General features: G+C 71.2%; 16 protein-coding genes, 1 pseudogene and 1 riboswitch. Of the genes and pseudogenes, 14 read left to right on the top strand and 3 right to left on the bottom strand.

What is annotated here, in order from left to right; all coding sequences use genetic code 11:
• The first annotated feature begins 4 nt into the window (after positions 1 to 4).
• From ACWCP8_RS16815 to ACWCP8_RS16860, 10 genes are all read left to right on the top strand, one after another.
• Entirely contained in the window at positions 5 to 1,078 is a 1,074-nt protein-coding gene (locus ACWCP8_RS16815) for a glycoside hydrolase family 130 protein (protein ID WP_352266965.1), read from the top strand.
• Positions 1,075 to 2,322 carry a Gfo/Idh/MocA family protein gene (locus ACWCP8_RS16820; RefSeq protein WP_352266966.1) on the top strand — a complete coding sequence of 416 codons (1,248 nt, stop codon included), beginning with the start codon at positions 1,075 to 1,077 and terminating at the stop codon, positions 2,320 to 2,322. Before ACWCP8_RS16815 ends, ACWCP8_RS16820 begins: the two co-directional genes overlap by 4 nt.
• Positions 2,319 to 3,923: a glycoside hydrolase family 13 protein gene (locus tag ACWCP8_RS16825; RefSeq protein ID WP_451116572.1), complete on the top strand. Its 1,605-nt coding sequence runs from the start codon at positions 2,319 to 2,321 to the stop codon at positions 3,921 to 3,923. Before ACWCP8_RS16820 ends, ACWCP8_RS16825 begins: the two co-directional genes overlap by 4 nt.
• The gene (locus ACWCP8_RS16830) at positions 3,916 to 5,277 is read left to right on the top strand and encodes a phosphomannomutase/phosphoglucomutase (protein ID WP_352266968.1); all 1,362 of its coding nucleotides are present in this window, start codon (positions 3,916 to 3,918) and stop codon (positions 5,275 to 5,277) included. Before ACWCP8_RS16825 ends, ACWCP8_RS16830 begins: the two co-directional genes overlap by 8 nt.
• Before the next feature lie 89 nt (positions 5,278 to 5,366).
• Positions 5,367 to 5,517: riboswitch (cobalamin riboswitch) on the top strand.
• 92 nt (positions 5,518 to 5,609) lie between these two features.
• Entirely contained in the window at positions 5,610 to 6,875 is a 1,266-nt protein-coding gene (locus ACWCP8_RS16835; protein ID WP_451116575.1) for a prenyltransferase/squalene oxidase repeat-containing protein, read from the top strand.
• Positions 6,872 to 7,561 (top strand): SCO2322 family protein, encoded by a 690-nt coding sequence (locus ACWCP8_RS16840; RefSeq protein WP_451116577.1) that lies wholly within the window; start codon positions 6,872 to 6,874, stop codon positions 7,559 to 7,561. Before ACWCP8_RS16835 ends, ACWCP8_RS16840 begins: the two co-directional genes overlap by 4 nt.
• Positions 7,558 to 8,709, top strand: a complete 1,152-nt coding sequence (locus ACWCP8_RS16845; protein ID WP_451116579.1) for an energy-coupling factor transporter transmembrane component T — start codon at positions 7,558 to 7,560, stop codon at positions 8,707 to 8,709. Before ACWCP8_RS16840 ends, ACWCP8_RS16845 begins: the two co-directional genes overlap by 4 nt.
• Positions 8,706 to 10,415, top strand: a complete 1,710-nt coding sequence (locus tag ACWCP8_RS16850) for an ABC transporter ATP-binding protein (protein ID WP_451116581.1) — start codon at positions 8,706 to 8,708, stop codon at positions 10,413 to 10,415. The genes ACWCP8_RS16845 and ACWCP8_RS16850 overlap by 4 nt, the downstream gene beginning before the upstream one ends.
• A complete protein-coding gene (locus ACWCP8_RS16855; RefSeq protein ID WP_352266972.1) occupies positions 10,412 to 11,251 on the top strand; it encodes an ECF transporter S component in 840 nt (279 codons plus the stop codon). Before ACWCP8_RS16850 ends, ACWCP8_RS16855 begins: the two co-directional genes overlap by 4 nt.
• Positions 11,252 to 11,535: 284 nt before the next feature.
• Positions 11,536 to 11,964: an aggregation-promoting factor C-terminal-like domain-containing protein gene (locus ACWCP8_RS16860; protein ID WP_352266973.1), complete on the top strand. Its 429-nt coding sequence runs from the start codon at positions 11,536 to 11,538 to the stop codon at positions 11,962 to 11,964.
• A 121-nt stretch (positions 11,965 to 12,085) separates the two neighbouring features.
• On the opposite strand, the gene ACWCP8_RS16865 is transcribed toward ACWCP8_RS16860, so the two are convergent.
• Positions 12,086 to 13,255 (bottom strand): steroid 3-ketoacyl-CoA thiolase, encoded by a 1,170-nt coding sequence (locus tag ACWCP8_RS16865; RefSeq protein WP_326630681.1) that lies wholly within the window; start codon positions 13,253 to 13,255, stop codon positions 12,086 to 12,088.
• Between the two features lie 282 nt (positions 13,256 to 13,537).
• On the opposite strand from ACWCP8_RS16865, the gene ACWCP8_RS16870 reads away from it, so the two are divergent.
• Positions 13,538 to 14,815, top strand: a complete 1,278-nt coding sequence (locus tag ACWCP8_RS16870; RefSeq protein WP_451116584.1) for a cytochrome P450 — start codon at positions 13,538 to 13,540, stop codon at positions 14,813 to 14,815.
• 154 nt (positions 14,816 to 14,969) lie between these two features.
• A complete protein-coding gene (locus tag ACWCP8_RS16875; RefSeq protein WP_451116586.1) occupies positions 14,970 to 15,944 on the top strand; it encodes an AEC family transporter in 975 nt (324 codons plus the stop codon).
• A 156-nt stretch (positions 15,945 to 16,100) separates the two neighbouring features.
• On the opposite strand, the gene ACWCP8_RS16880 is transcribed toward ACWCP8_RS16875, so the two are convergent.
• Entirely contained in the window at positions 16,101 to 18,080 is a 1,980-nt protein-coding gene (locus ACWCP8_RS16880; protein ID WP_352267020.1) for a bifunctional glycosyltransferase 87/phosphatase PAP2 family protein, read from the bottom strand.
• A 337-nt stretch (positions 18,081 to 18,417) separates the two neighbouring features.
• Here ACWCP8_RS16880 and ACWCP8_RS16885 point away from each other — a divergent pair.
• Positions 18,418 to 18,980 (top strand): annotated as a pseudogene (locus tag ACWCP8_RS16885) (DUF2330 domain-containing protein); the annotation flags it as partial.
• A 184-nt stretch (positions 18,981 to 19,164) separates the two neighbouring features.
• Positions 19,165 to 19,644: a GNAT family N-acetyltransferase gene (locus ACWCP8_RS16890; RefSeq protein ID WP_352266977.1), complete on the top strand. Its 480-nt coding sequence runs from the start codon at positions 19,165 to 19,167 to the stop codon at positions 19,642 to 19,644.
• A 72-nt stretch (positions 19,645 to 19,716) separates the two neighbouring features.
• Here ACWCP8_RS16890 and ACWCP8_RS16895 read toward each other — a convergent pair whose 3' ends face one another.
• On the bottom strand, positions 19,717 to 21,759 hold the full coding sequence (locus ACWCP8_RS16895; protein WP_352266978.1) for an MFS transporter: 2,043 nt from the start codon (positions 21,757 to 21,759) through the stop codon (positions 19,717 to 19,719).
• Positions 21,760 to 21,800 lie beyond the last annotated feature (41 nt).

Raw genomic sequence — 21,800 nt, forward strand, 5'->3', positions numbered from 1 at the left:
CCGTATGAGCACCACCACCCCCACCCACATTCCTTTCCGTCTGGTCCGCAAGGGCGTCGTGATGTCGCCGCTGCCGGGCGAGTCCACGGAGGTCGAGGGAGTCCTCAACCCCGCCTCCGGCCGCACCCCCGACGGCCGGCTGCATCTGCTGCCGCGTCTGGTCGCCGACGGCAATGTCTCCCGCGTCGGCCTCGCCGAAGTCACCTTCACCGACGGGGTCCCCTCCGGCGTCGAGCGCCGCGGCGTGGTCCTCGCCCCCGACGAGGGCTGGGAGCGCGGCAAGAACAACGCCGGTGTCGAGGACCCCCGCGTCACCTGGGTCCCCTCCCTCGGCAAGCACGTCATGTCGTACGTCGCCTACGGTCCGCTCGGCCCCAAGCCGGCTCTCGCCGTCTCGGAGAATCTCACCGACTGGACCCGGCTCGGCCCCATCCAGTTCGCGTACCAGCCGGACCTCGACACCGACCTGAACCTCTTCCCGAACAAGGACGTCGTCCACTTCCCCGAGCCGGTCCCGGGCCCGGACGGCGAGATGGCGTACGCGATGCTGCACCGCCCCATGTGGGACCTCGGCTGGTTCCGCCCCGGCGAGGGCGTCCACCTCCCGGCCGGAGTGACCGATGAGCGGCCCGGCATCTGGATCTCGTACGTTCCGGTCTCCGAGGTCGAGCAGGACATCCACGCCCTCACCCGCCCGCGTCAGCACCGTCTGGTCGCCCTCTCCGAGTACCCCTGGGAGTCCCTGAAGATCGGTGGCGGTCCGGCGCCGATCCGCGTGGACGAGGGCTGGCTGCTCATTCACCACGGTGTGTCCGGCTCCATCGAGGACCCCTTCGCGCAGAACCAGAAGGTGTCCTACGCCGCCGGGGCGATGATCCTCGACCCGGCCGACCCGTCGCAGGTCATCGCACGCTCCGACCAGCCGCTGATGGCACCCGAGACGGAGCAGGAGCGCTCCGGCACCGTCCCGAACGTCGTCTTCCCCACCGCCATCGAGGAGGTCGACGGCAAGCTGTACGTCTTCTACGGCATGGCCGACGCCCACATCGGAGTCGCTCTCCTGGAGCGCACCTCGTGACGGTGCCGTCCCTCGGCCTCGGACTGGTCGGCTGCGGATCGTTCGGGGCGTATGTCCTGGACGCCGTGGCCGGCCTGCCCGGTCTGCACATCGCTGCCGTCGCCGACCCCGAGCCGTCGCGCGCGAAGCCGCTCGGCGACCTTCACGGCGTCGCCGCCCTGGACGGATTCGACGCCCTGCTCGGCACCGAGGGCGTGGACATCGTTGCCCTCGCCACCCCGCCGGCCACCCACGCGGGGATGGCCGTCGCCGCCCTGCGCGCCGGCAAGCACGTCTTCTGCGAGAAGCCGCTTGCCACCACCACCGAGGACGCCGCCCGGGTGCGCGACGAGGCGGACCGCTCGGCCGGCACTCTCGTCGTCGACCACGTCCTGCGCTACAACCCCCTGCTGCGCACCGTCCAGCAGCTCATCGCCGAAGGGCTGCTGGACCCGCCCCGCCGCTTCCTCTTCGAGAACGACGCGGCCGACCAGGACCTCGGCCCCGACCACTGGTTCTGGGACCCGGAGCACAGCGGCGGCATCTTCGTCGAACACGGCGTCCACTTCTTCGACGCGGCCCGTGCGCTGCTGGGCAGCGAGCCCGAATCGGTCCGCGCGACGGCGGTGCGCCGCCCCGGCGGCCCCGTCGACATGGTGATCGCGGACGCCGTGCACCCGGGCGGAGTGCTCGCCACCCATCTGCACTCCTTCACCCACGCCCACCGCTGCGAACGCCAGCTGATGCGCCTGGACCACGGCTTTGCCGAGACCCGTATCACCGGGTGGATCCCGACGTACGCCACCATCACGGCCTGGGTGGACGATCAGGAAGCCGCGCGGTGGGAGCAACTCCCGGACAAGTCGAGTCAGTTGCTGACCGTTCCGGGATTTCGTCCGCACGGCGGCGAGCGCATCACGGTCACCGTGCACCGCGGTGCGGGCGACGCCGCCCCGGCCCGCGGCAGGGGCACGGAACGCACCGTCCCGCACCGCGTCGAAGCCGTGATCGACCTCGGCGGCGAGCCCCGCAAGCCGTATGTGTACACGGAGAGCGTGCGGGCCGCCTTCGCCGATCTGCTGCACAGCGCCGACGGGGGCGGCGCGCCGGTCGCGGATGCCTACGCGGGCCTGACCGCCGTGGCCGTGGCCCGGGCAGCGACGCGCGCAGCCGAGACCGGCACGGAGCAGAAGGTCGTACTTCCCGGGCGGCCCGCCGCTGTTCCCGGGCCGGCCGTCGCCCTCTCCGAGGGAAGCGCCGCATGACCTGGTGGCGGCACGCCGTGTGCTACGAGGTCTATCCCCGGTCCTTCGCCGACTCGAACGGCGACGGAATCGGGGACCTGCCGGGTGTGACCGAACGCCTCGGTCACCTCAGGGATCTGGGTGCCGACGCCGTATGGATCACCCCCTGCTACCCGTCCCCGCTGGCCGACGGCGGCTACGACATCGCCGACCACACGGGGATCGCCCCGGACCTCGGCACGCTCGACGACTTCGGCACGCTCACCCGGCACGCCCACGGACTCGGCCTGAAGGTCATCGTCGACCTGGTCCCCAACCACACCTCCGACGCGCACCCGTGGTTCCAGGAGGCGCTGGCGGGGGGAACGGGGTGCGCGGCCCGCGACCGTTACCTCTTCCGCCGCGGACAGGGGCCGGACGGCGGGTTGCCCCCGAACGACTGGCAGTCGGCGTTCGGAGGCCCGGCCTGGACCCGTGTCACCGACGGCGACTGGTACCTCCACCTGCACGCCCCCGAACAGCCCGACCTCAACTGGCGTAACCCGCAGGTGCGTTCCGACTTCGCCGACGTCCTGCGGTTCTGGCTGGACCACGGCGTGGACGGCTTCCGCGTGGACGTGGCCCACGCCCTCTTCAAGGCCGAGGGCCTGCCCGACGCGGGCCCCGGCCAGCACCAGGACCCGCTCCGTAACCACCTCATGCCCTACTACGACCAGGAGGAGCTGCACCCCCTCTACCGGGAGTGGCGCGCTCTTCTCAGCACCCATCCGGCCCCGCCGGGCGCCGTCGCCCCGACGGACCGTGTGCTGGTGGCCGAGTCCGCCGTCTTCGCACCGGAACGCCTCGCCCGGTACATACGCCCGGACGAAATGCAGCAGGCCTTCAACTTCGCCTTCCTGGAGGCCCCTTGGGAGGCGCAGGCGCTGCGCGGCGTCATCGACGACTCCCTCGCGGCGACCGCTTCCGTGGACGCACCCGTCACCTGGGTGCTCTCCAGCCATGACGCGGTACGCCCCGTCACCCGCTACGGATCCGAGCTGCGGGCCCGTTCCGCAGCCCTGCTGATGCTGGCCCTCCCCGGAGCCGCCTACCTCTACCAGGGTGAGGAACTCGCCCTGCCGCAGGCCGCTGTCCCCGACGACCGCATACGCGACCCGCTCTGGGAACGCTCCGGTCACACCGACCGGGGACGCGACGGCGCCCGCACCCCGATCCCCTGGTCCGGCAGCCGGCCGCCCTACGGCTTCAGCACCGCAGCCCCGGACGACTGCTGGCTTCCCCAGCCGGAGGGCTGGGCCGCCCACACGGTGGAGGCCCAGCTGGCCGACCCGCACTCCGCCCTCGCGCTCTACCGCGCCGCGCTGCTCCTGCGCCGCGAGCACCCGGCCGAGGCCCACGCAGCCCTGCACTGGTACACCGCTCCCGGCAACCACTGTCTCGCCTTCCGGCGGGGCGAGTTGGGGTGCGTGGTGAATCTCGGGCCCGACCCGCTGTCGCTCGACACCCTCGGCCTGCCCGGCCGCCCTGTACTGAGCAGCGCTCCCCTGCAGGGACGCACCCTCCCGCCGGACACTGCCGTCTGGCTCACCACCAAGGAAGAAAGCGGTCATTCCCATGGCTGATCTGTCGCAGCTCGTCAAGGCGTACGACGTACGAGGGGTGGTTCCGGACCAGTGGGACGAGTCACTGGCCGAGCTGTTCGGGGCGGCCTTCGTGCAGGTCGTGGGCGCTGAGGCGATCGTGATCGGGCATGACATGCGGCCCTCGTCGCCCGGGCTCGCGGCCGCCTTCGCGCGGGGTGCGTCGAACCGCGGCGCAGCGGTGACACTGATCGGGCTGTGCTCGACGGATCAGCTGTACTACGCGTCGGGGGCGCTGGATCTGCCGGGAGCGATGTTCACGGCCTCGCACAACCCGGCCCGGTACAACGGCATCAAGATGTGCCGTGCGGGCGCGGCCCCGGTGGGCCAGGACACCGGCCTGTCCCGGATCCGGGAGCTGGTGGAGGCATGGCAGGAGTCGGGCGCCCCGGAGCCGGTCGCGACGCCGGGCGCGGTCGGCGAACGGGAGACCCTGCAGGACTACGCCGCCCATCTGCTCTCTCTGGTGGACGTGACGTCGATCCGGCCGCTGAAGGTGGTGGTGGACGCGGGCAACGGAATGGGCGGGCACACCGTGCCGACGGTCTTCGCGGGCCTCTCGCTGGATCTGGTCCCGATGTACTTCGAGCTGGACGGGACGTTCCCCCACCACGAGGCGAACCCGCTCGATCCGGCCAACATCGTCGACCTGCAGCAGCGGGTGCGCGACGAGGGCGCCGACCTCGGTATCGCGTTCGACGGAGACGCGGACCGCTGTTTCGTCGTCGACGAGCACGGCGATCCGGTCTCGCCGTCGGCGATCACCGCGCTGGTGGCGACCCGGGAACTGGCCCGCCATGGCGGCTCGGGCGTGGTCATCCACAATCTGATCACCTCGTGGTCGGTGCCGGAGGTGGTCCGTGAGCACGGCGGCACCCCGGTGCGTACGCGCGTCGGGCACTCCTTCATCAAGGCGGAGATGGCCCGGTCCGGGGCGATCTTCGGGGGCGAGCATTCCGCGCACTACTACTTCCAGGACTTCTGGAACGCCGACACCGGGATGCTCGCTGCCCTGCATGTGCTGGCGGCGCTCGGGGGGCAGGACGGTCCCCTGTCCGCACTGGTCGCGGGGTACGACCGCTATGCCGCTTCCGGCGAGATCAACTCCACGGTCGCCGACCGGGCCGACCGCCTCGCCGCGGTCACCGCTGCCTACGCCGGCCGTGAGGGAATCACCCTCGACGAACTCGACGGCCTGACCGTCACGGCAGCGGACTGGTGGTTCAACGTCCGCCCCTCCAACACCGAGCCGCTCCTCCGCCTGAACGTCGAAGCCCGGGACGAGGCCACCATGGCCAGGGTGCGCGATGAGGCACTGGCGGTCATCAGGGACTGACCTCCTCTCCCACCGCTCCGTCCCGACCCTGCCCACAGGTGACGTACGTCGCTGTTCCGGGCGCCCCTCGGCCCGAAGGGGCGGGCTACGCCCCGGTAGAGTGTGCGAGTCGTCATCATGCCCGTTCAGGGGGAAGCCGGTGCGAATCCGGCGCTGACCACGCAACCGTGAGCCGCTGACACAGCGGTAAGCCGGAATGCCCTGTCCGCGGTCGTGACCGGCTCGCGTCACCGGAACCCCGGTGACCGGCACCGTCGAGGCATACGGGGCCGGAGCCTGGTGCCTGAGTGTGCCTGTGCCCGGTTCCCACCGCAGGAGAGGCCCAGCCCACCATGACCGTTCGCCGCACCGCAGCAACGCTCGCCGCCACCGCCACCGTGCTCTGTGCGGCCGCTGCCCCGGCCGCGGTGGCGGCGCCGTCTCCGTCGCCCACCCCGTCCGTCGCGCTGCCGTCCGGGCTGTACGGCACCAAGGACCCGACGTACGACGGGGTCTGGAGGCAGTCGCTGGCCTTCATCGCCCAGCGGCTCGAAGGGGTCACGCCCGCGACCGCGTCCGTCGACTGGCTGGTCGCCCAGCAGTGCGACAGCGGCGCCTACGCCTCGTACCGCGCAGATGTCGGCAAGCCGTGCGACGCGAAGACCATGACGGACACCAATGCAACCGCCGCTGCGGTCCAGGCGCTGGCCGAGGTCGGCGGGCACGGCGATGCCGTCGACAACGGGGTCGACTGGCTGAAGTCCGTTCAGAACGAGGACGGCGGCTGGGGTTACAACCCGGGCTCGCCCAGCGACGCCAACTCCACCTCGATCGTGATCGGCGCGCTGGCCAAGCAGGGCCGGCGGCTCGGCGACGTGACGACCGAGGGCGGCAGGACGCCGTACGACGCGCTGCTCGAGCTGGCGATCCCGTGCGGCGGCAAGGACGGCGGCGCGTTCGCGTACCAGCCGGACAAGGCCGGCAAGCTCGCCGCCAACGCGGACGCCACCGCGGCCGGCGTGCTCGGTTCGATGGGCAAGGGGCTGGCCGCCTGGAACAATTCCGCGTCCGAGGACAAGGCGCCCACCTGCCACAAGGGTGCCGTCGTCAAGCCCGAGCAGGCCGCCCAGAACGGTGCCCACTATCTCGCGGGCGCCCTCGCGAAGACCGGCCACCTGAACCAGCCGCCGATGCCGGGCGCCACCGACACCACCGAGCAGCCCGACTTCGGCAACACCGCGGACGCGATCGTCGCCCTGGCCGCCGCGGGCCACCAGGACAAGGCGGCCGGCGCGCTCGGCTGGCTGAAGAAGAACGCCGCGCCCTGGGCGGCGGAGAACGGCCCCGCCGCCTACGCCCAGTTGGTCGTGGCCGCGCACACGACCGGCACCGATGCCCGCGACTTCGGCGGTGTCGACCTGGTCGAGCGGCTGAACGCGACCGGCCCGAAGCCGGCCGCCGTCCACACGCCCTCGCCGGCCACCAGCGACTACGCGGCGCAGGACGGCACCAGCGACGACGCCGGTCTCGGGGTGTGGTGGCTCGTCGGTATCGGTCTCGCCGCCGGTGCCGGCGTCGGCTTCCTCATCAGCAGCCGCCGGAAGACCCCGCAGCTGTGAACCGAGCGGGGAATCGATCCGGGTGGCCGTCGGCGGGCGCCCTGCTGCTCGTTCTCGGCGCCGTCCTGACCGTGCTCGGTGCGGGCACCGCCCACGCGGCCGGTTACCGCTACTGGTCGTTCTGGGAGGGCAAGGGGACGGGCTGGGCGTACGCCACCCAGGGCCCGTCGCTGGTCCGGCCGGACGACGGTGCGGTGCAGGGCTTCCGGTTCTCGGTGAGCGAGGACTCCCAGGACTCGGCGAAACCGCGCCGCGCCCCCGACTTCGCGGCGATCTGTGCGGACACCCCCGCCAAGGACGGCACCAAGCGGGTCGCGCTCGTCATCGACCCCGGCACGGCGGCGGACGCCCCGGACGGGGAGACGCCGCCCGCGCCGCGTACCGCATGCGCGCAGGTCGCCGAGGACGCGAGCGCCGCGGAGGCCCTCGCCTCCGTGGCCAAGCCGCTGCGCTACAGCAGCGAGGCACTGCTCTGCGCGATCTCCGGCTATCCGGCCTCGGGCTGCGGTGAGCAGGTCTCCGGCACCGGGCACGCCGACGGTACGCCGCAGGCGCCCGCGAGCCCGTCCGCCTCGGCCCACCCGGGGAGCGGCCGCGGCGGTCCGTCCGCCGGGGTTCTCGCCGGTCTCGCCGCCGTCCTTCTGCTCGGCGTCGCCGCAGTCGTGCAGGCCCGCCGCCGCGGATGACCGTCTCTGCCCGCACGGCCCGGCCGGGCCGTGCCCTGCGCGCCCCCGAGGCGACCCGCAGCAACGCCCTGCCCGCCGGGGCCTGGTGGCTGTGGGCGCTCGGGCTGGCCACCGCCGCCTCCAGGACCAGCAATCCGCTGCTGCTCGGGCTGCTGGTCGGGGTGGCCGGCTACGTCGTGGCGGCGCGCCGGACGGATGCGCCGTGGGCCCGTTCGTACGGGGCGTTCATCAGGATCGGGCTGTTCGTCGTCGGCGTGCGGCTGCTGTTCTCCGTCTTTCTCGGCTCGCCGATCCCCGGTACGCACCCGGTGTTCACCCTCCCCGAAGTCCCACTGCCCGACTGGGCGCAGGGCGTCAGGATCGGCGGCCGGGTCACCGCCGAACAGCTGCTCTTCGCGCTGTACGACGGGGCGAAGCTGGCCACCCTGCTGATCTGCATCGGCGCGGCGAACTCGCTCGCCAACCCGGCCCGCCTGTTGAAGTCGCTGCCGGGCGCACTGTACGAGGCGGGCGTCGCGGTCGTCGTCGCGATGACGTTCGCACCGAACATGGTTGCCGATGTGGTGCGGCTGCGCACCGCACGGCGGCTGCGGGGCCGCCCGGCGGGTGGCATCAAGGCCGTCCTGCAGATCGGACTGCCGGTGCTGGAAGGTGCGCTGGAGCGGTCGGTGGCGGTGGCTGCGTCGATGGACGCGCGCGGATACGGGCGTACGGCCCAGGTGCCGCGCGCCGTCCGGCACACCACGAACGTCCTCACGCTCGGCGGCCTGCTGGGGGTCTGCGCCGGCACGTACGGTCTGCTGGCCTCGCAGGGTGCGGTGTACGGGCTGCCGCTGCTGTTCGCCGGGCTCGTCGCCGCGATGGCCGGGCTCCGGCTCGGCGGTGCCCGCTCGGTCCGCACCCGCTACCGGCCCGACCGGTGGGGAGCGAGGGCCTGGCTGGTGGCCGGGTCGGGTGCGGTGGTCGCGGCGGCGATGATCTGGGCGGGCAGTGCCGACACGGAGGCGCTGCATCCCGGAGTCGTACCGCTGACGGCGCCGGTGTTCCCGCTGTGGCCCGCGGCGGCGGTGCTGATCGGGCTGTTGCCCGCGGTGGTGGCGCCCGCGCCACCCGTTGTGGCCGTCGCGAACTCCGAGGAGAGCCAGTGATCCGGTTCGAGCAGGTCTCGGTGCAGTACGAGGGGGCGGCGCACCCGACCCTGTCCGGGGTCGATCTGACCGTCCCCGAGGGCGAGTTGGTGCTGCTCGTCGGCCCGTCGGGGGTCGGCAAGTCGACGCTGCTGGGCGCCGTCTCCGGTCTCGTACCGCACTTCACGGGAGGCACGCTGCGCGGCAGGGTGACGGTCGACGGCCGTGACACCCGTACCCACAAGCCGCGCGAACTCGCCGATCTGGTCGGCACGGTGGGACAGGACCCGCTCTCCCACTTCGTCACGGACACCGTCGAGGACGAGCTGGCGTACGGCATGGAGTCGCTGGGACTTGCCCCCGACGTGATGCGGCGGCGGGTCGAGGAGACCCTTGACCTGCTGGGCCTCGCCGGGCTGCGCGACCGGCCGATCGCCACGCTCTCGGGCGGCCAGCAGCAGCGGGTCGCGATCGGCTCGGTGCTGACCCCGCACCCCAAGGTCCTGGTCCTCGACGAACCGACGTCCGCCCTGGACCCGGCGGCGGCCGAGGAGGTCCTCGCGGTGCTCCAGCGACTGGTGCACGATCTGGGCACGACGGTCCTGATGGCGGAGCACCGTCTGGAACGCGTCGTCCAGTACGCGGACCAGGTCGTCCTGCTGCCGTCGCCGGGCGCCGCACCGGTGATGGGCGCCCCCGCCGACATCATGGCGGTCTCCCCGGTCCACCCGCCGGTGGTGGCCCTGGGCCGGCTGGCGGGCTGGGAGCCGCTGCCGCTGTCGGTACGCGATGCGCGGCGCCGCGCGACGGATCTGCGGGAGCGGCTGGCCTCGGCCGAACCACCGCCGCCCGCTCCGTCGGCGCCCGCCGCCCCGGCGCCGCTGCCCGCGGCCGCTCCCGTACGCCGTGGTCTGTTCGGGCGCGGTCGCGGGCCCGCTCCCCGATCCGCCCCCGAAGCTGTGGCGGAAGCGACCACCCGGGTCGAGGGCCTGGGGGTGCGGCGCGGGCGTGTCGAGGCGCTGCGCCGGGTGACGCTCTCCGTCGCACCGGGCGAGACCGTCGCCCTGATGGGCCGCAACGGCGCGGGCAAGTCCACGCTGCTCGCCGCCCTCGTCGGCATGGTCGAGCCCACGACCGGCACCGTCCTCGTCGGCGGCCGGGCCCCGCACCGCACGCATCCGCGCGACATGGTGCGCCGGGTCGGGCTCGTACCGCAGGAACCGCGCGATCTGCTGTACGCGGACACGGTCGCCGCCGAGTGCGCGGCGGCCGACGCCGACGCGGGCGCGGCGGCGGGCAGCTGCCGGGCCCTGGTCTCCGAGCTGCTGCCCGACGTACCGGACGACACCCACCCCCGCGATCTCTCCGAGGGGCAGCGGCTCGCCCTGGCGCTGGCCATTGTGCTGACCGCACGGCCTCCGCTCCTGCTGCTGGACGAGCCGACCCGCGGTCTGGACTACGCGGCGAAGGCCCGGCTGATACGTGTGCTGCGCGGCCTGGCGGCCGGGGGGCATGCGATCGTGCTGGCCACGCACGACGTGGAACTCGCCGCCGAGCTGGCCCACCGGGTGGTGATCCTCGCGGACGGCGAGATCGTCGCGGACGGCCCGACCCGGCAGGTGGTGGTCTCGTCACCGGCATTCGCACCGCAGACCGCGAAGATCCTCGCCCCGCAGGAGTGGCTGACCGTGACGCAGGTGCGCGGGGCACTGGAGGCCGGCGCATGAGCGACCGCCGAAGCCGTCCCGTACGACTGGGCCCCCGTGCGATCGCCGCACTTCTCCTCGTCAGCGCGATCGGCGTCGCCTCCATCGGCTGGCCGCTGCTCGCGGACGCCGACTCCGGTCTCGCCCACTCCCAGGACGCACCGTGGCTGTTCGCCGCACTGCTCCCGCTCCTGGTCGGTGTGGTCGTCGCCACCATCGCGGACTCCGGCCTGGACGCGAAGGCGGTGGCGATGCTGGGCGTGCTCGCCGCGGTCGGTGCCGCGCTGCGTCCGCTCGGCGCCGGTACGGCGGGCCTGGAGCCGATGTTCTTCCTGATGGTGCTGAGCGGCCGGGTGCTCGGCCCCGGCTTCGGCTTCGTGCTCGGCTCGGTGACGATGTTCGCGTCCGCCCTGCTCACCGGCGGGGTGGGCCCGTGGATGCCGTTCCAGATGCTGTCGATGGGCTGGTTCACGATGGGCGCCGGCCTGCTGCCGGCCCCGGACCGGCTGCGCGGGCGGGCCGAGCTGCTGATGCTGGCGGCGTACGGCGGGGTGGCGGCGTTCGCGTACGGCACGGTGATGAACCTGTACGGCTGGACGATCGTGCCGGGCCTCGGCTCGGGTATCTCGTTCCACCCCGGTGACCCGCTGCCCGAGAACCTGGTCCGCTTCTTCGCGTACTGCCTGGCCACCTCACTGGGCTGGGACCTGGGCCGGGCCGTGCTGACCATGGCGCTGACCCTCACCATCGGCTCCACGCTGCTGAAGGCGCTGCGACGGGCCACGCGCCGCGCATCCTTCGAGGTCCAGGTCACATTCGAGGGTCCCGAAGGCGTGAAGGCGCCCACAGGACCTTAGTCCTCCACTACCGGGAGTAGTAGCGCTTCCACCCGCACAGGGAACCCGCTTCACCCCCTCCGACCTGCTATTGAACCTTTTGAGGCAATTCGGGACCTTTGGTCCTTGATGCGAAGCAAGGCCGTATCAGGGGTCATTGCCACGGTTGAACGCCGCGGCTAACACTGGTCACGTCGCCGAGCACCGCAAGCGTTCACGGGAACGGAACGCGGTCAACGAGCACCGGCCCCCGCGCTGTTGGGCCCGGTCCGCGACTCCCCCGTCCCCAACGGTTAGGTTCCCCTGTGTCGTTCGTGCGCAACATCCTCGCCCAGCCCCGCACCGCTCGCCGCAAGGCCGCCGTCGCCGGAGCCGCCGCGGTCCTCGGCGCCACCGGTCTGGCCCTCGGCGTCACCCCGGCCATGGCCGCGCCGGCGTCCGTCACCACCGGCGCACAGGGCACGGCGCGAGCGATGATCGGCAACGAGGCGCAGTTCCAGTGCTTCAGCAACATCGTGTCGCACGAGAGCGGCTGGAACCCCAGCGCCACCAACGCCTCTTCGGGCGCCTACGGCCTGGTCCAGGCACTGCCCGGCTCGAAGATGGCCTCGGCCGGTGCCGACTGGAAGACCAACCCCTCGACCCAGATCAAGTGGGGCGTGGACTACATGAACTCCCGCTACGGCAGCCCGTGCGCCGCCTGGACGTTCTGGCAGGCCAACCACTGGTACTGAGTCGGTGGCAAGCAGCTTCACACGAAGGCCCCGACCGGGTTCCGGTCGGGGCCTTCGCCCTGCCCGGACGGCGTGAACCCCGGCCGGGGTGCACCTGACAACCCCCCGGCCGGGGTCATCCTCAGAGTCGCTGGATGATCGTGCCGGTGGCCAGCGCGCCGCCCGCACACATGGTGATGAGCGCGAACTCCTTGTCCCTGCGCTCCAGTTCGTGCAGTGCCGTGGTGATCAGCCGGGCCCCGGTGGCGCCCACCGGGTGACCGAGCGCGATGGCCCCACCGTTGACGTTGACCTTCTCCAGATCCTGTTCGAAGACCTGCGCCCAGCTCAGCACCACCGACGCGAACGCCTCGTTGATCTCGACGAGGTCGATGTCCCGCAGCGACATCCCGGCCTTGCCGAGCACCGCACGGGTCGCGTCGATGGGCCCGTCGAGGTGGAAGTGCGGGTCGGAGCCGACCAGCGCCTGGGCGACGATCCGGGCGCGCGGCTTGAGCTTGAGCGCCCGCGCCATCCGCTTGGACGCCCACATGATCGCGCAGGCGCCGTCGGAGATCTGCGAGGAGTTGCCCGCGGTGTGGATGGCGGTGGGCATGACCGGCTTGAGCCGGGCGAGCCCCTCCATGGTGGTGTCCCGCAGCCCTTCGTCGCGGTCGACGAGGCGCCACATGCCCTGCCCCGCCGCCTGTTCCTCCTCGGTGGTCGGCACCTGGACCGCGTACGTCTCCCGTTTGAAGCGTTCCTCGGCCCAGGCCACGGCCGCCCGCTCCTGCGAGATCAGCCCGAGCGAGTCGACGTTCTCCCTCGTGAGGCCCCGTTTGCGGGCGATGCGTTCGGCGGCCTCGAACTGGTTGGGCAGATCGACGTTCCACTCGTCCGGCCAGGGCTTCCCGGGGCCGTGCTTGGAGCCGCTGCCCAGCGGTACGCGCGACATGGCCTCGACACCGCAGCTGATGCCGACGTCGATGACTCCGGCGGCGACCATATTGGCGACCATGTGGGAAGCCTGCTGCGAGGAGCCGCACTGGCAGTCCACGGTGGTGGCGGCGGTCTCGTACGGAAGTCCCACGGTGAGCCAGGCGTTGCGCGCCGGGTTCATGGACTGTTCGCCGGCATGGGTGACCGTGCCGCCGACGATCTGCTCGACGCAGTCGGCATGGATACCGGTGCGGCCGAGGAGTTCACGGTAGGTCTCGCCCAGCAGATAGGCGGGGTGCAGATTGGCGAGCGCGCCTCCGCGCTTGCCGATGGGGGTGCGTACGGCTTCGACGATGACGGGTTCCGCGGCCATGAGCTCGTCCTCTCCTCGCACTTCCGCAGGGGGCGTCCCGGCGCCCGCGGAAGGAACTAGTACGCGTTCTAGTTCTGCAAGCAGTCTTATGAGGCTTACCCCCGGTACGCAAGAGCCGTGCACGCACCTTGCACCCACTTCCTGCCTGGCACACCCAGTCCTCACGCAACAGATCCGGCCATGACCCTTGCGAGTTGTAGAACTCGTTACTACCTTTCCGGCAACTTCTGATGGGTCGTCAGACGTCGCTCGGACGGCCCTCGGACCGACCTGGAGTTGCCGATGCCCTGCCCCCATCTGCCCGAAGGGTTCGACTTCACCGATCCCGACCTGCTCCAAGCCCGCGTCCCGTACCCGGAGTTCGCCCGGATGCGGGAGACCGCCCCGGTCTGGTGGTGCACCCAGCCGGCCGGTATCTCCGGTTTCGACGACGAGGGCTACTGGGTGGTCACCCGGCACGCGGACGTCAAGTACGTCTCCACACACCCTGAACTGTTCTCGTCCCACACCAACACGGCAGTGATCCGCTTCAACGAGTCGATCAGCCGCGACCAGATCGAGGTCCAGAAGCTGATCATGCTGAATATGGACCCGCCCGAGCACACCCGGGTCCGCCAGATCGTCCAGCGCGGCTTCACGCCCCGTGCGATCCGGTCCCTGGAGCAGGCTCTGCGCAGCCGCGCCCGCTCGATCGTCGAGACGGCGCTCGCCACCGCCGACGACGACGGCTCCTTCGACTTCGTCACCAATATCGCCGTCGAACTGCCGCTCCAGGCCATCGCCGAGCTCATCGGCGTACCGCAGGAGGACCGGTCAAAGATCTTCGACTGGTCCAACAAGATGGCCGCGTACGACGATCCCGAGTACGCGATCACCGAAGAGGTCGGCACCGAGGCGGCCATGGAGATCGTCTCGTACGCGATGAACCTGGCGGCGGATCGCAAGGAGTGCCCGGCCAAGGACATCGTCTCCCAGTTGGTCGCCGCGGAGGGCGAAGGCAACCTCTCCTCAGACGAGTTCGGCTTCTTCGTGATCCTGCTCGCCGTCGCCGGCAACGAGACCACTCGCAACGCCATCAGCCACGGCATGCACGCTTTCCTGACCCACCCCGACGAATGGGAGCTGTACAAGCGCGAGCGCCCGGAGACGACCGCCGAGGAGATCGTGCGCTGGGCCACCCCCGTGGTCTCCTTCCAGCGGACCGCCACCCAGGACGTCGAACTGGGCGGGCAGCGGATCAAGAAGGGCGACAGGGTCGGGCTGTTCTACTCCTCCGCCAACAACGACCCCGAGGTCTTCGAGAACCCGGAGAGCTTCTCCATCTCCCGGGACCCCAACCCCCATCTCGGCTTCGGTGGCGGCGGACCGCACTTCTGTCTCGGCAAGTCCCTCGCCGTCATGGAGATCAACCTGATCTTCAACGCGATCGCGGACATACTGCCGGACCTGCGGCTGGTCGGCGACCCGCGGCGGCTGCGCTCCGCCTGGCTCAACGGGATCAAACAACTCCAGGTCAGCACGGCCGGCAGGGCGGACAAGGCCGGTACACCCGCAGCCTGACCGGTTCGCGGATTTCGGGCGGCGGGGGCCTTCCCCCTACGCCCCGGCCCCCGCCGCCCGTCCGCGTCCCGCGTCCTGTCAGCGCCCGCTGCCGATCCGCACCCCACGGCCTGCCCGCACCCCGCTCCGGGAGGCGCAGGGGCGTACGAGGATCATGGCGTCCATGCACGCCCTGCTCTCCGGCTTCGCCCCCATCTGGACGCTCACCGGCATCGGTTACGTGGTCGGCCGCAGCGGCCTCCTCGGAGAGCAGGCGGAAGCCGTGCTCGGCCGGTTCGTCTTCCACGTGGCCATGCCCGCAGCTCTGTTCATCATGGTCTCCGGCGCACGGCTGGACGCCTTCGCCAACTCCTCGATGGTGGCCTTCGGCACGGGCACAGCGCTCGTCTGCGCCCTCGGCTTCGTCCTGGCCCGACGCCTGTTCGGCCGCAAGACCGCCGACCAGACGATCAGCAGCATGGCGTCCGGTTACGTGAACTCCGCCAATCTCGGCATCCCGGTGGCGGTTCAGGTGCTGGGCGACGCATCGTTCGTCGCGCAGATCATCCTGTTCCAGGTGCTGCTGGTCTCCCCCGTGATCCTGACACTGCTGGACACGGGGACGGGGGCCGGCTCCGGAAAGGGCGTCACCTTCCGGCGGATGCTGACCATGCCGGTCCGCAACCCGATCATCATGGCCTCGATGTTCGGCGTCGCCGTCTCCGCGATCGGGCTGCGACTGCCGACCGCCCTCACGCACTCCTGCGATCTGCTCGGCGCGGCAGCCGTGCCCACGGCCCTGATCACCCTCGGCCTGTCGCTGAACGGACGCCCGTCGGCGGCCGGCGCATCCTCGGAGACGGTGGCGGATTCCGGGGAGCGTGCGGAGGTCGGGGTCGCCGTCGTGCTGAAGACGCTGGTCCAGCCGCTGATCGCGTTCCTCGTCGGCGGCCCGCTGCTGCGGCTGCCGGACCATCAACTGCTGGCCGTGGTGGTGTGCTCCGCGCTGCCGACGGCCCAGAACGCCTTCATCTATGCCCGCCAGTACGGTCTGGACACCAGGCTCGCCCGCAACTCCGTCGTCGCCTCCACGGTCGCTTCCATGGCCACCTTGTCGTTCGCCGCCTGGGCGCTCGGGCCGTCCCACTGACCGCCCCTTGGGCTGTTCGACTGAGGGGTGAGCTGTTCGAGTGGCGGGCCGCCCGGGACAGGCGGATGCTGAGTAAGCGGCGATCCACGCCGAAGGGGTGCCGGACGATACAGGTCGTTCCGACACCCCTTCGGCACACGTACAGCCAGTCGCCACTCAGGTCTTGCTGCCCACCGTCTCGCCGGTCGCCTCCGGGGAAGCGGCCCGGTCCGCCGCGGGCGGGTTCCGTTCCGCCCCGGCTGCCCGGTCCACCACCGGTTGCAGCTTCCGCGGTCCCGCGAGGACGTACGTGAGCACGAAGCCGAGCCCGATGACCAGCGCCCCACCCACCGCGTCGAGCACCCAGTGATTGGCCGTGGCGACGATCGCCGAGACGGTGAACAGCGGGTGCAGCAGTCCGAGCGCCTTCATCCACAGCTTCGGGGCCAGCATCACGATCATGACGCCGCACCAGAGCGACCAGCCGAAATGCAGCGAGGGCATTGCCGCGTACTGGTTGGTCATCGAGGTGAGCGTCCCGTAGTCCGGCTTCGCGAAGTCCTGGACACCATGGACCGTGTCGATGAAGCCCAGTCCCGGCATCAGCCGCGGCGGCGCCAGCGGGTAGAGCCAGAAGCCGAGCAGCGCGACCAGGGTGGCGAAGCCGAGAGTGGAGCGGGCCCAGCGGTAGTCCGCGGGGCGTCGCACGTACAGCACACCGAGGATGGCCAGCGGCACGATGAAGTGGAACGTCGAGTAGTAGTAGTCGAAGAAGCTCTTCAGCCAGCCGATGTGGACGACCGCGTGGTTGGCCCAGTGCTCGATGTCGATGTGCAGCCACTTTTCGAGCGAGTGGATCTGCCGGCCGTGCGCCTCGGCGGTGCCGCGGCCGGCCGTCGCCGCCAGCCTGACGTGCGCATACCCCGAGTAGACGACCCGGATCAGCAGGAGTTCGAGCAGCAGGTTGGGACGGCTGAGCACCCGCCGCCAGAACGGCAGCAGCGGTACGCGGCTCCAGCGGGCCGGGACCGGGATGGCGTAGTCCGTGGGGATCGGCCGCTGCCAGTACGGCGAGGTGCGCGGCAGGAACGGCGCGGCGCAGGCGGCGCCCAGCGCAGCGAGGAGCAGCACGTTGTCCCGCACCGGGAAGGCGACCGGGGTGTTCGGCAGAAGTATCTTCCCGGGCAGCGTGATCACGAGCACCACAATGGCCGGCCACACCAGCCGGTCGGAGGCCCGCTCGCCGGCCCGGCCGACCACGGCAAGGAGCACCCACAGCAGCTGGTGCTGCCAGGCGGTCGGCGAGACGGCGACGGCGACACAGCCGGTCACGGCGACGGCGAGGAGCAGCTGGCCGTCGTTCGCGTACCGCACGGCGCGCCGCAGCCCGACGTAGCAGACGGCGGCGGCCAGCAGCAGGAACAGCCCGACCTCGAGCGGGCCCGCCAGGCCGAAGCGGAGCAGCGCACCGTGCAGGGACTGGTTGGCGAGGCTGTCCGCGCTGTCGCCGAGTCCGGCGCCCGCGACATGGTGCACCCAGTACGACCATGAGTCGTGCGGCATCGCGGCCCAGGCCAGCGCGGTGCAGGCGGCGAATGCGGTGCCACCGGTCACGGCGGCCCGGCGGCGGCCTGTCAGCCAGAGCAGGACGGCGAAGAGCAGCACGGTCGGCTGGAGCGCGGCCGCGATCCCGATCAGTACGCCGGACGCGCGTTCTCCCCGGGCCACGAAACAGCCGAGGAGCACCAGCAGGACCGGCAGGATGCTGGTCTGGCCGAGGTGGAGGGCGTTACGGACCGGCAGGGACAGCATCAGCAGGCTGATCGCGACGGGGGCGGCCAGCAGGGCGGTACGACGGGAGACGGGCCCTGGCAGGGCGCGGGCCGCGACGAGGCCGAGTGCGGCGACAAGCAGCAGCGAGCCGAAGGTCCAGGCGACGCCGAGGCTCTGTTCGGCCGTCCGGGTCAGCGGCTTCAGTACCAGCCCGGCAAAGGGGGTGCCGGTGAACCGGTCGCTGTCGTAGAGCGATCCCGTCACATGCAGGACACCGTTCTCACCGATCCACGTCTCCAGATCGGTGAGCCGTTCGCCCGGCGGCTGCCGCAGCACCACCGCCATCTGCCGTCCCGCCAGCAAGGCCACAACCAGCCAGAGCACAGCCCGGGCTGCCCCGGTCCTCGCCCCCGTCGCCGCGTTTCCGCGCACACTGTGCTCCGCATTCGCCACGCTGCGCCGACCCTCCCACTGTTCATCCGCCGTCCTCGTCCCAGGACGTGCTGTGAAACCTTCGCATTGCGCTATGAGGTAGACACAATCAACCCCCTCTTCGCCTGGCTGTCACCCCGCTTTTGTCCGAAAGAATGCTCGGATCGCCGATCGGCCCCGGACGCAACGGCCGGAACCGGATCCTTCGCCCGTTCCCGTGATCGACGGACGCACGGTCACGACGGTCTCGGTCTCGGGGGAGGAGCAGGAGTCATGCGGTACGGGTGCGGCCGGGGCCGCACCCTCCGCGACCGCACCGCCGGTGACGGTCGTCGGCAGGGAGCAGCTCGGCCCGTTCGACGTGGCGCGCCTGGAGCGACCACCCCCGACGCGCTGCAGACGTGGCTGAATCAGAACGGTTTCGAGCTGCCCGACCGGCCGGCGACCGCGCTGCGGCCGTACGTCGATCAGAAGTGGGAGTACGTGGCGGTCCGCCTCGCCCCCCGGAACAAGGACGTGCTTCTGCTGGGCGAGCTCGCCCCACTGCGGCTGAGCTTCGCCGGCGCCCGGCTCGTCCACCCGATGCGGCTTCCGAAGCTCGCCTCGACGCCCCGGTCGCTGGGCCCGTACGTGCCGGCCGCTCACCGGATGGAACCGAGCGGTCCGATCGGCGGGGAGGCGCCCCGGGTGACGTACGCGGAGAAGTTCACCCCGTCCGCTTCCACGCCCGCCACCTCGACGGAGGCGATCCGGAAGCCGGCGGGCGGCCGACCGGTGTTCATCACCGCCATCGAGCAGTCCTTCCCGCGCCCGGAGCTGATCGACGGCGATCACGAGCTGCACGCGACCGCCGCCGGTCACCGTGCCGCCACCGTTGGCGTGAGCGCCGGCCACGAGAGGGGTCGCGAACAGTTGTGCGCAGAGTGAAGCGCGGTACGGAGATCCGGCACCGACCGATCCGCGAGGCGATCCGTGTCGGCCGGTCCGCCGGTCAATCCGTTTGGCTTCCAATCATGCACAAGTCACAATCACGCACATGACCTGGACTGTTGCCCCGGATCGCTTCGACTCCCCCGACTCCACCGCGCTGCGCCGGGACTACTACGACGAGGTCGCCAGCCGGTACTGGGGGCGGCCCGCGACCGCCCGGGAGATCGACGAGGGGCTCGCCGACGACGGTGTCGACCGGCTCACCCCGCCGACCGGTGAGTTCGTCGTCGGCAGGTTCGACGGGAAGCCGGCGGCCTGCGCCGGGCTGCTCCTGGTCGACGCGGACGTGGCGGAGCTGACCCGGGTGTTCGTCCGCCCGGAGTTCCGCGGCACGGGTGGCGGCGGGCTGCTGCTGGCGGCCGTCGAGAGCGCGGCGCGTGGATTCGGCATACGGCAGATCCGGCTGGACACCCGCCACGATCTGGTGGAGGCGCGCGGGCTGTACGCCAAGCACGGTTACGCAGAAGTCCCGGCGTTCCACCACCGGAGCCCGTACGCGGAGCGCTGGTTCGCCAAGGAGCTGTAGACCGGCGAGGCTGCCCCGGATCGGGCGGCGTCGGGCGGCGTTTGTCGGGCCGCGCGGATCGGGACGCCCGGCTCAGGCCGCGTGGTCCCGTTTCGGCTCCGGACCGTGCGGCTGCTCCTCCCTCGATCCGCACGTCTCGGCGGTCAGCTCCGCCACGAGTTTGCGCAGGTCGCTCGGCCGTTCCGGCCCCCACCAGTCGCCCAACAGCTCGGCCAGCGATTCCTCGCGGGCCTGCGCGAGCTTCATCACGACCTCCGAGCCCTTGTCGGTGAGCACCAGCTGCACCCCTTCGCGCCGGGCCAGACCTCGCTCCTCGAGCTGCCTCGCCGCGTCGCTGATCACGCGCAGCGGCACCGGGACGGTGTCGGCGAGAAGCCCGGGTTCGACGGCGCCGTGCCGTTTGATGCGCAGCAGCATCCAGCTGGCCGCGGGCAGCAGGTCGTACCCCGCACGCTCGGTGATCTTCACATAGGCATCGCGTCGCCCCTCGCGGGTGGCGAGCACCGACAGGGCCCGTGCACATTCGTCGTACGAGGACCGCTCGACCGGGTTCGACGCCAGGGTCTCGGTGGTGTCGGGGGCCGTCACCGAACCGCGCAGCTTGTCCTCCTTGAGGAACCAGGCGAAGGCGAAGGCGACCAGGACGACGGGGGCTGCGTACAGGAAGACATCGGTGATCGAGGTCGAGAACGCATGGAGCACCGGGGGTCGCAGTGCGGGCGGCAGTTGGGCGACGGCGCGAGGGTCGGCGGCCAGCCGGCCGGCGTCGACGCCGGGTGGCAGGGTGATGCCGGTGAGCGCCGCACCGAGTTTGTCGGTGAGCCGGTTGGTGAAGATCGTGCCGAAGATGGCGACACCGAACGAGGCGCCGATGGAGCGGAAGAACGTCGCCCCGGAGGTGGCGACGCCCAGGTCCTCGTACGTGACGGCGTTCTGCACGACCAGCACGAGGACCTGCATCACCAGACCGAGCCCGGCACCGAAGACGAAGAAGTAGGCGCTCATCTGTCCGGTGCTGCTGAACTCCGTGAGCCGGTGCAGGAGCATCAGGCCGATCGCGGTGATGGCGGTGCCCAGGATCGGGAAGACCTTCCAGCGGCCGGTACGGCTGACGATCTGGCCGGACAGGGTCGAGGTGAGGAACAGGCCGACGACCATCGGCAGCAGGTGCACACCGGACAGGGTCGGCGTGATGTTGTGCACGACCTGCAGGAACGTCGGCAGATAGGTCATCGCACCGAACATCGCGAAACCGATGACGAAGCTGATGACGGCGACGAGGCTGAACGTCCGGATCCGGAACAGCTTCGGCGGCAGTACGGGTTCGGCGGCGCGCCGCTCGACGTACACGAAAGCGATCAGCAGCAGCACGCTGAGGACGGCCAGCCCGATGATCTGTGCCGAGCCCCAGGCCCAGGTGGTGCCGCCCAGTGAGGCGACCAGGACCAGACAGGTGGCCACAGCGGCGATGAGAAAGGTGCCCAGGTAGTCGATGGTGTGCTTGGCCGCGCGGACCGGGATGTGCAGCACGGCGGCGATGACGAGCAGCGCGACGACGCCGATCGGCAGGTTGATGTAGAAGACCCAGCGCCAGCTGAGGTGCTCGGTGAAGAGGCCGCCGAGCAGCGGTCCGAGGACGCTCGTCATGCCGAAGACCGCACCGAACAGGCCCTGGTACTTGCCGCGTTCCCGCGGGGCGACGATGTCTCCGACGATCGCCATCGAGAGCACTATCAGACCGCCGCCGCCGAGGCCCTGGAGAGCGCGGAAGCCGATCAGCTGCGGCATGTTCTGGGCCATGCCGCAGAGTGCGGAGCCGACGAGGAAGATGACGATGGCGATCTGGAAGAGCTTCTTGCGCCCGTACTGGTCGCCGAGCTTGCCCCAGAGCGGGGTCGCGGCGGTCGACGCGAGCAGATAGGCGGTGACCACCCACGACAGGTGCTCCAGGCCGCCGAGATCACTGACGATGGTCGGCAGGGCGGTGGAGACGATGGTCTGATCGAGTGCGGCGAGCAGCATGCCGAGGAGCAGGGCGCCGATGGCGACAAGGACGGTCCGCTGGGAGCGGGCTTCGCCGGGGGCCAGGGCCGGGGTGCTCAGCTGGTTGGCCATAAAACTCTCCTCGGATCCGCTACATCCCCATCCTGGCTGCA

The organism is Streptomyces sp. NPDC002206 (assembly GCF_053593595.1).

Coding starts and splice junctions, on each gene's coding strand:
- ACWCP8_RS16815 (WP_352266965.1), top strand. CDS start 5: ATGAGCACCACCACCCCCACCCACATTCCTTTCCGTCTGGTCCGCAAG.
- ACWCP8_RS16825 (WP_451116572.1), top strand. CDS start 2,319: ATGACCTGGTGGCGGCACGCCGTGTGCTACGAGGTCTATCCCCGGTCC.
- ACWCP8_RS16830 (WP_352266968.1), top strand. CDS start 3,916: ATGGCTGATCTGTCGCAGCTCGTCAAGGCGTACGACGTACGAGGGGTG.
- ACWCP8_RS16835 (WP_451116575.1), top strand. CDS start 5,610: ATGACCGTTCGCCGCACCGCAGCAACGCTCGCCGCCACCGCCACCGTG.
- ACWCP8_RS16845 (WP_451116579.1), top strand. CDS start 7,558: ATGACCGTCTCTGCCCGCACGGCCCGGCCGGGCCGTGCCCTGCGCGCC.
- ACWCP8_RS16855 (WP_352266972.1), top strand. CDS start 10,412: ATGAGCGACCGCCGAAGCCGTCCCGTACGACTGGGCCCCCGTGCGATC.
- ACWCP8_RS16865 (WP_326630681.1), bottom strand. CDS start 13,255: ATGGCCGCGGAACCCGTCATCGTCGAAGCCGTACGCACCCCCATCGGC.
- ACWCP8_RS16870 (WP_451116584.1), top strand. CDS start 13,538: ATGCCCTGCCCCCATCTGCCCGAAGGGTTCGACTTCACCGATCCCGAC.
- ACWCP8_RS16875 (WP_451116586.1), top strand. CDS start 14,970: ATGGCGTCCATGCACGCCCTGCTCTCCGGCTTCGCCCCCATCTGGACG.
- ACWCP8_RS16890 (WP_352266977.1), top strand. CDS start 19,165: ATGACCTGGACTGTTGCCCCGGATCGCTTCGACTCCCCCGACTCCACC.
- ACWCP8_RS16895 (WP_352266978.1), bottom strand. CDS start 21,759: ATGGCCAACCAGCTGAGCACCCCGGCCCTGGCCCCCGGCGAAGCCCGC.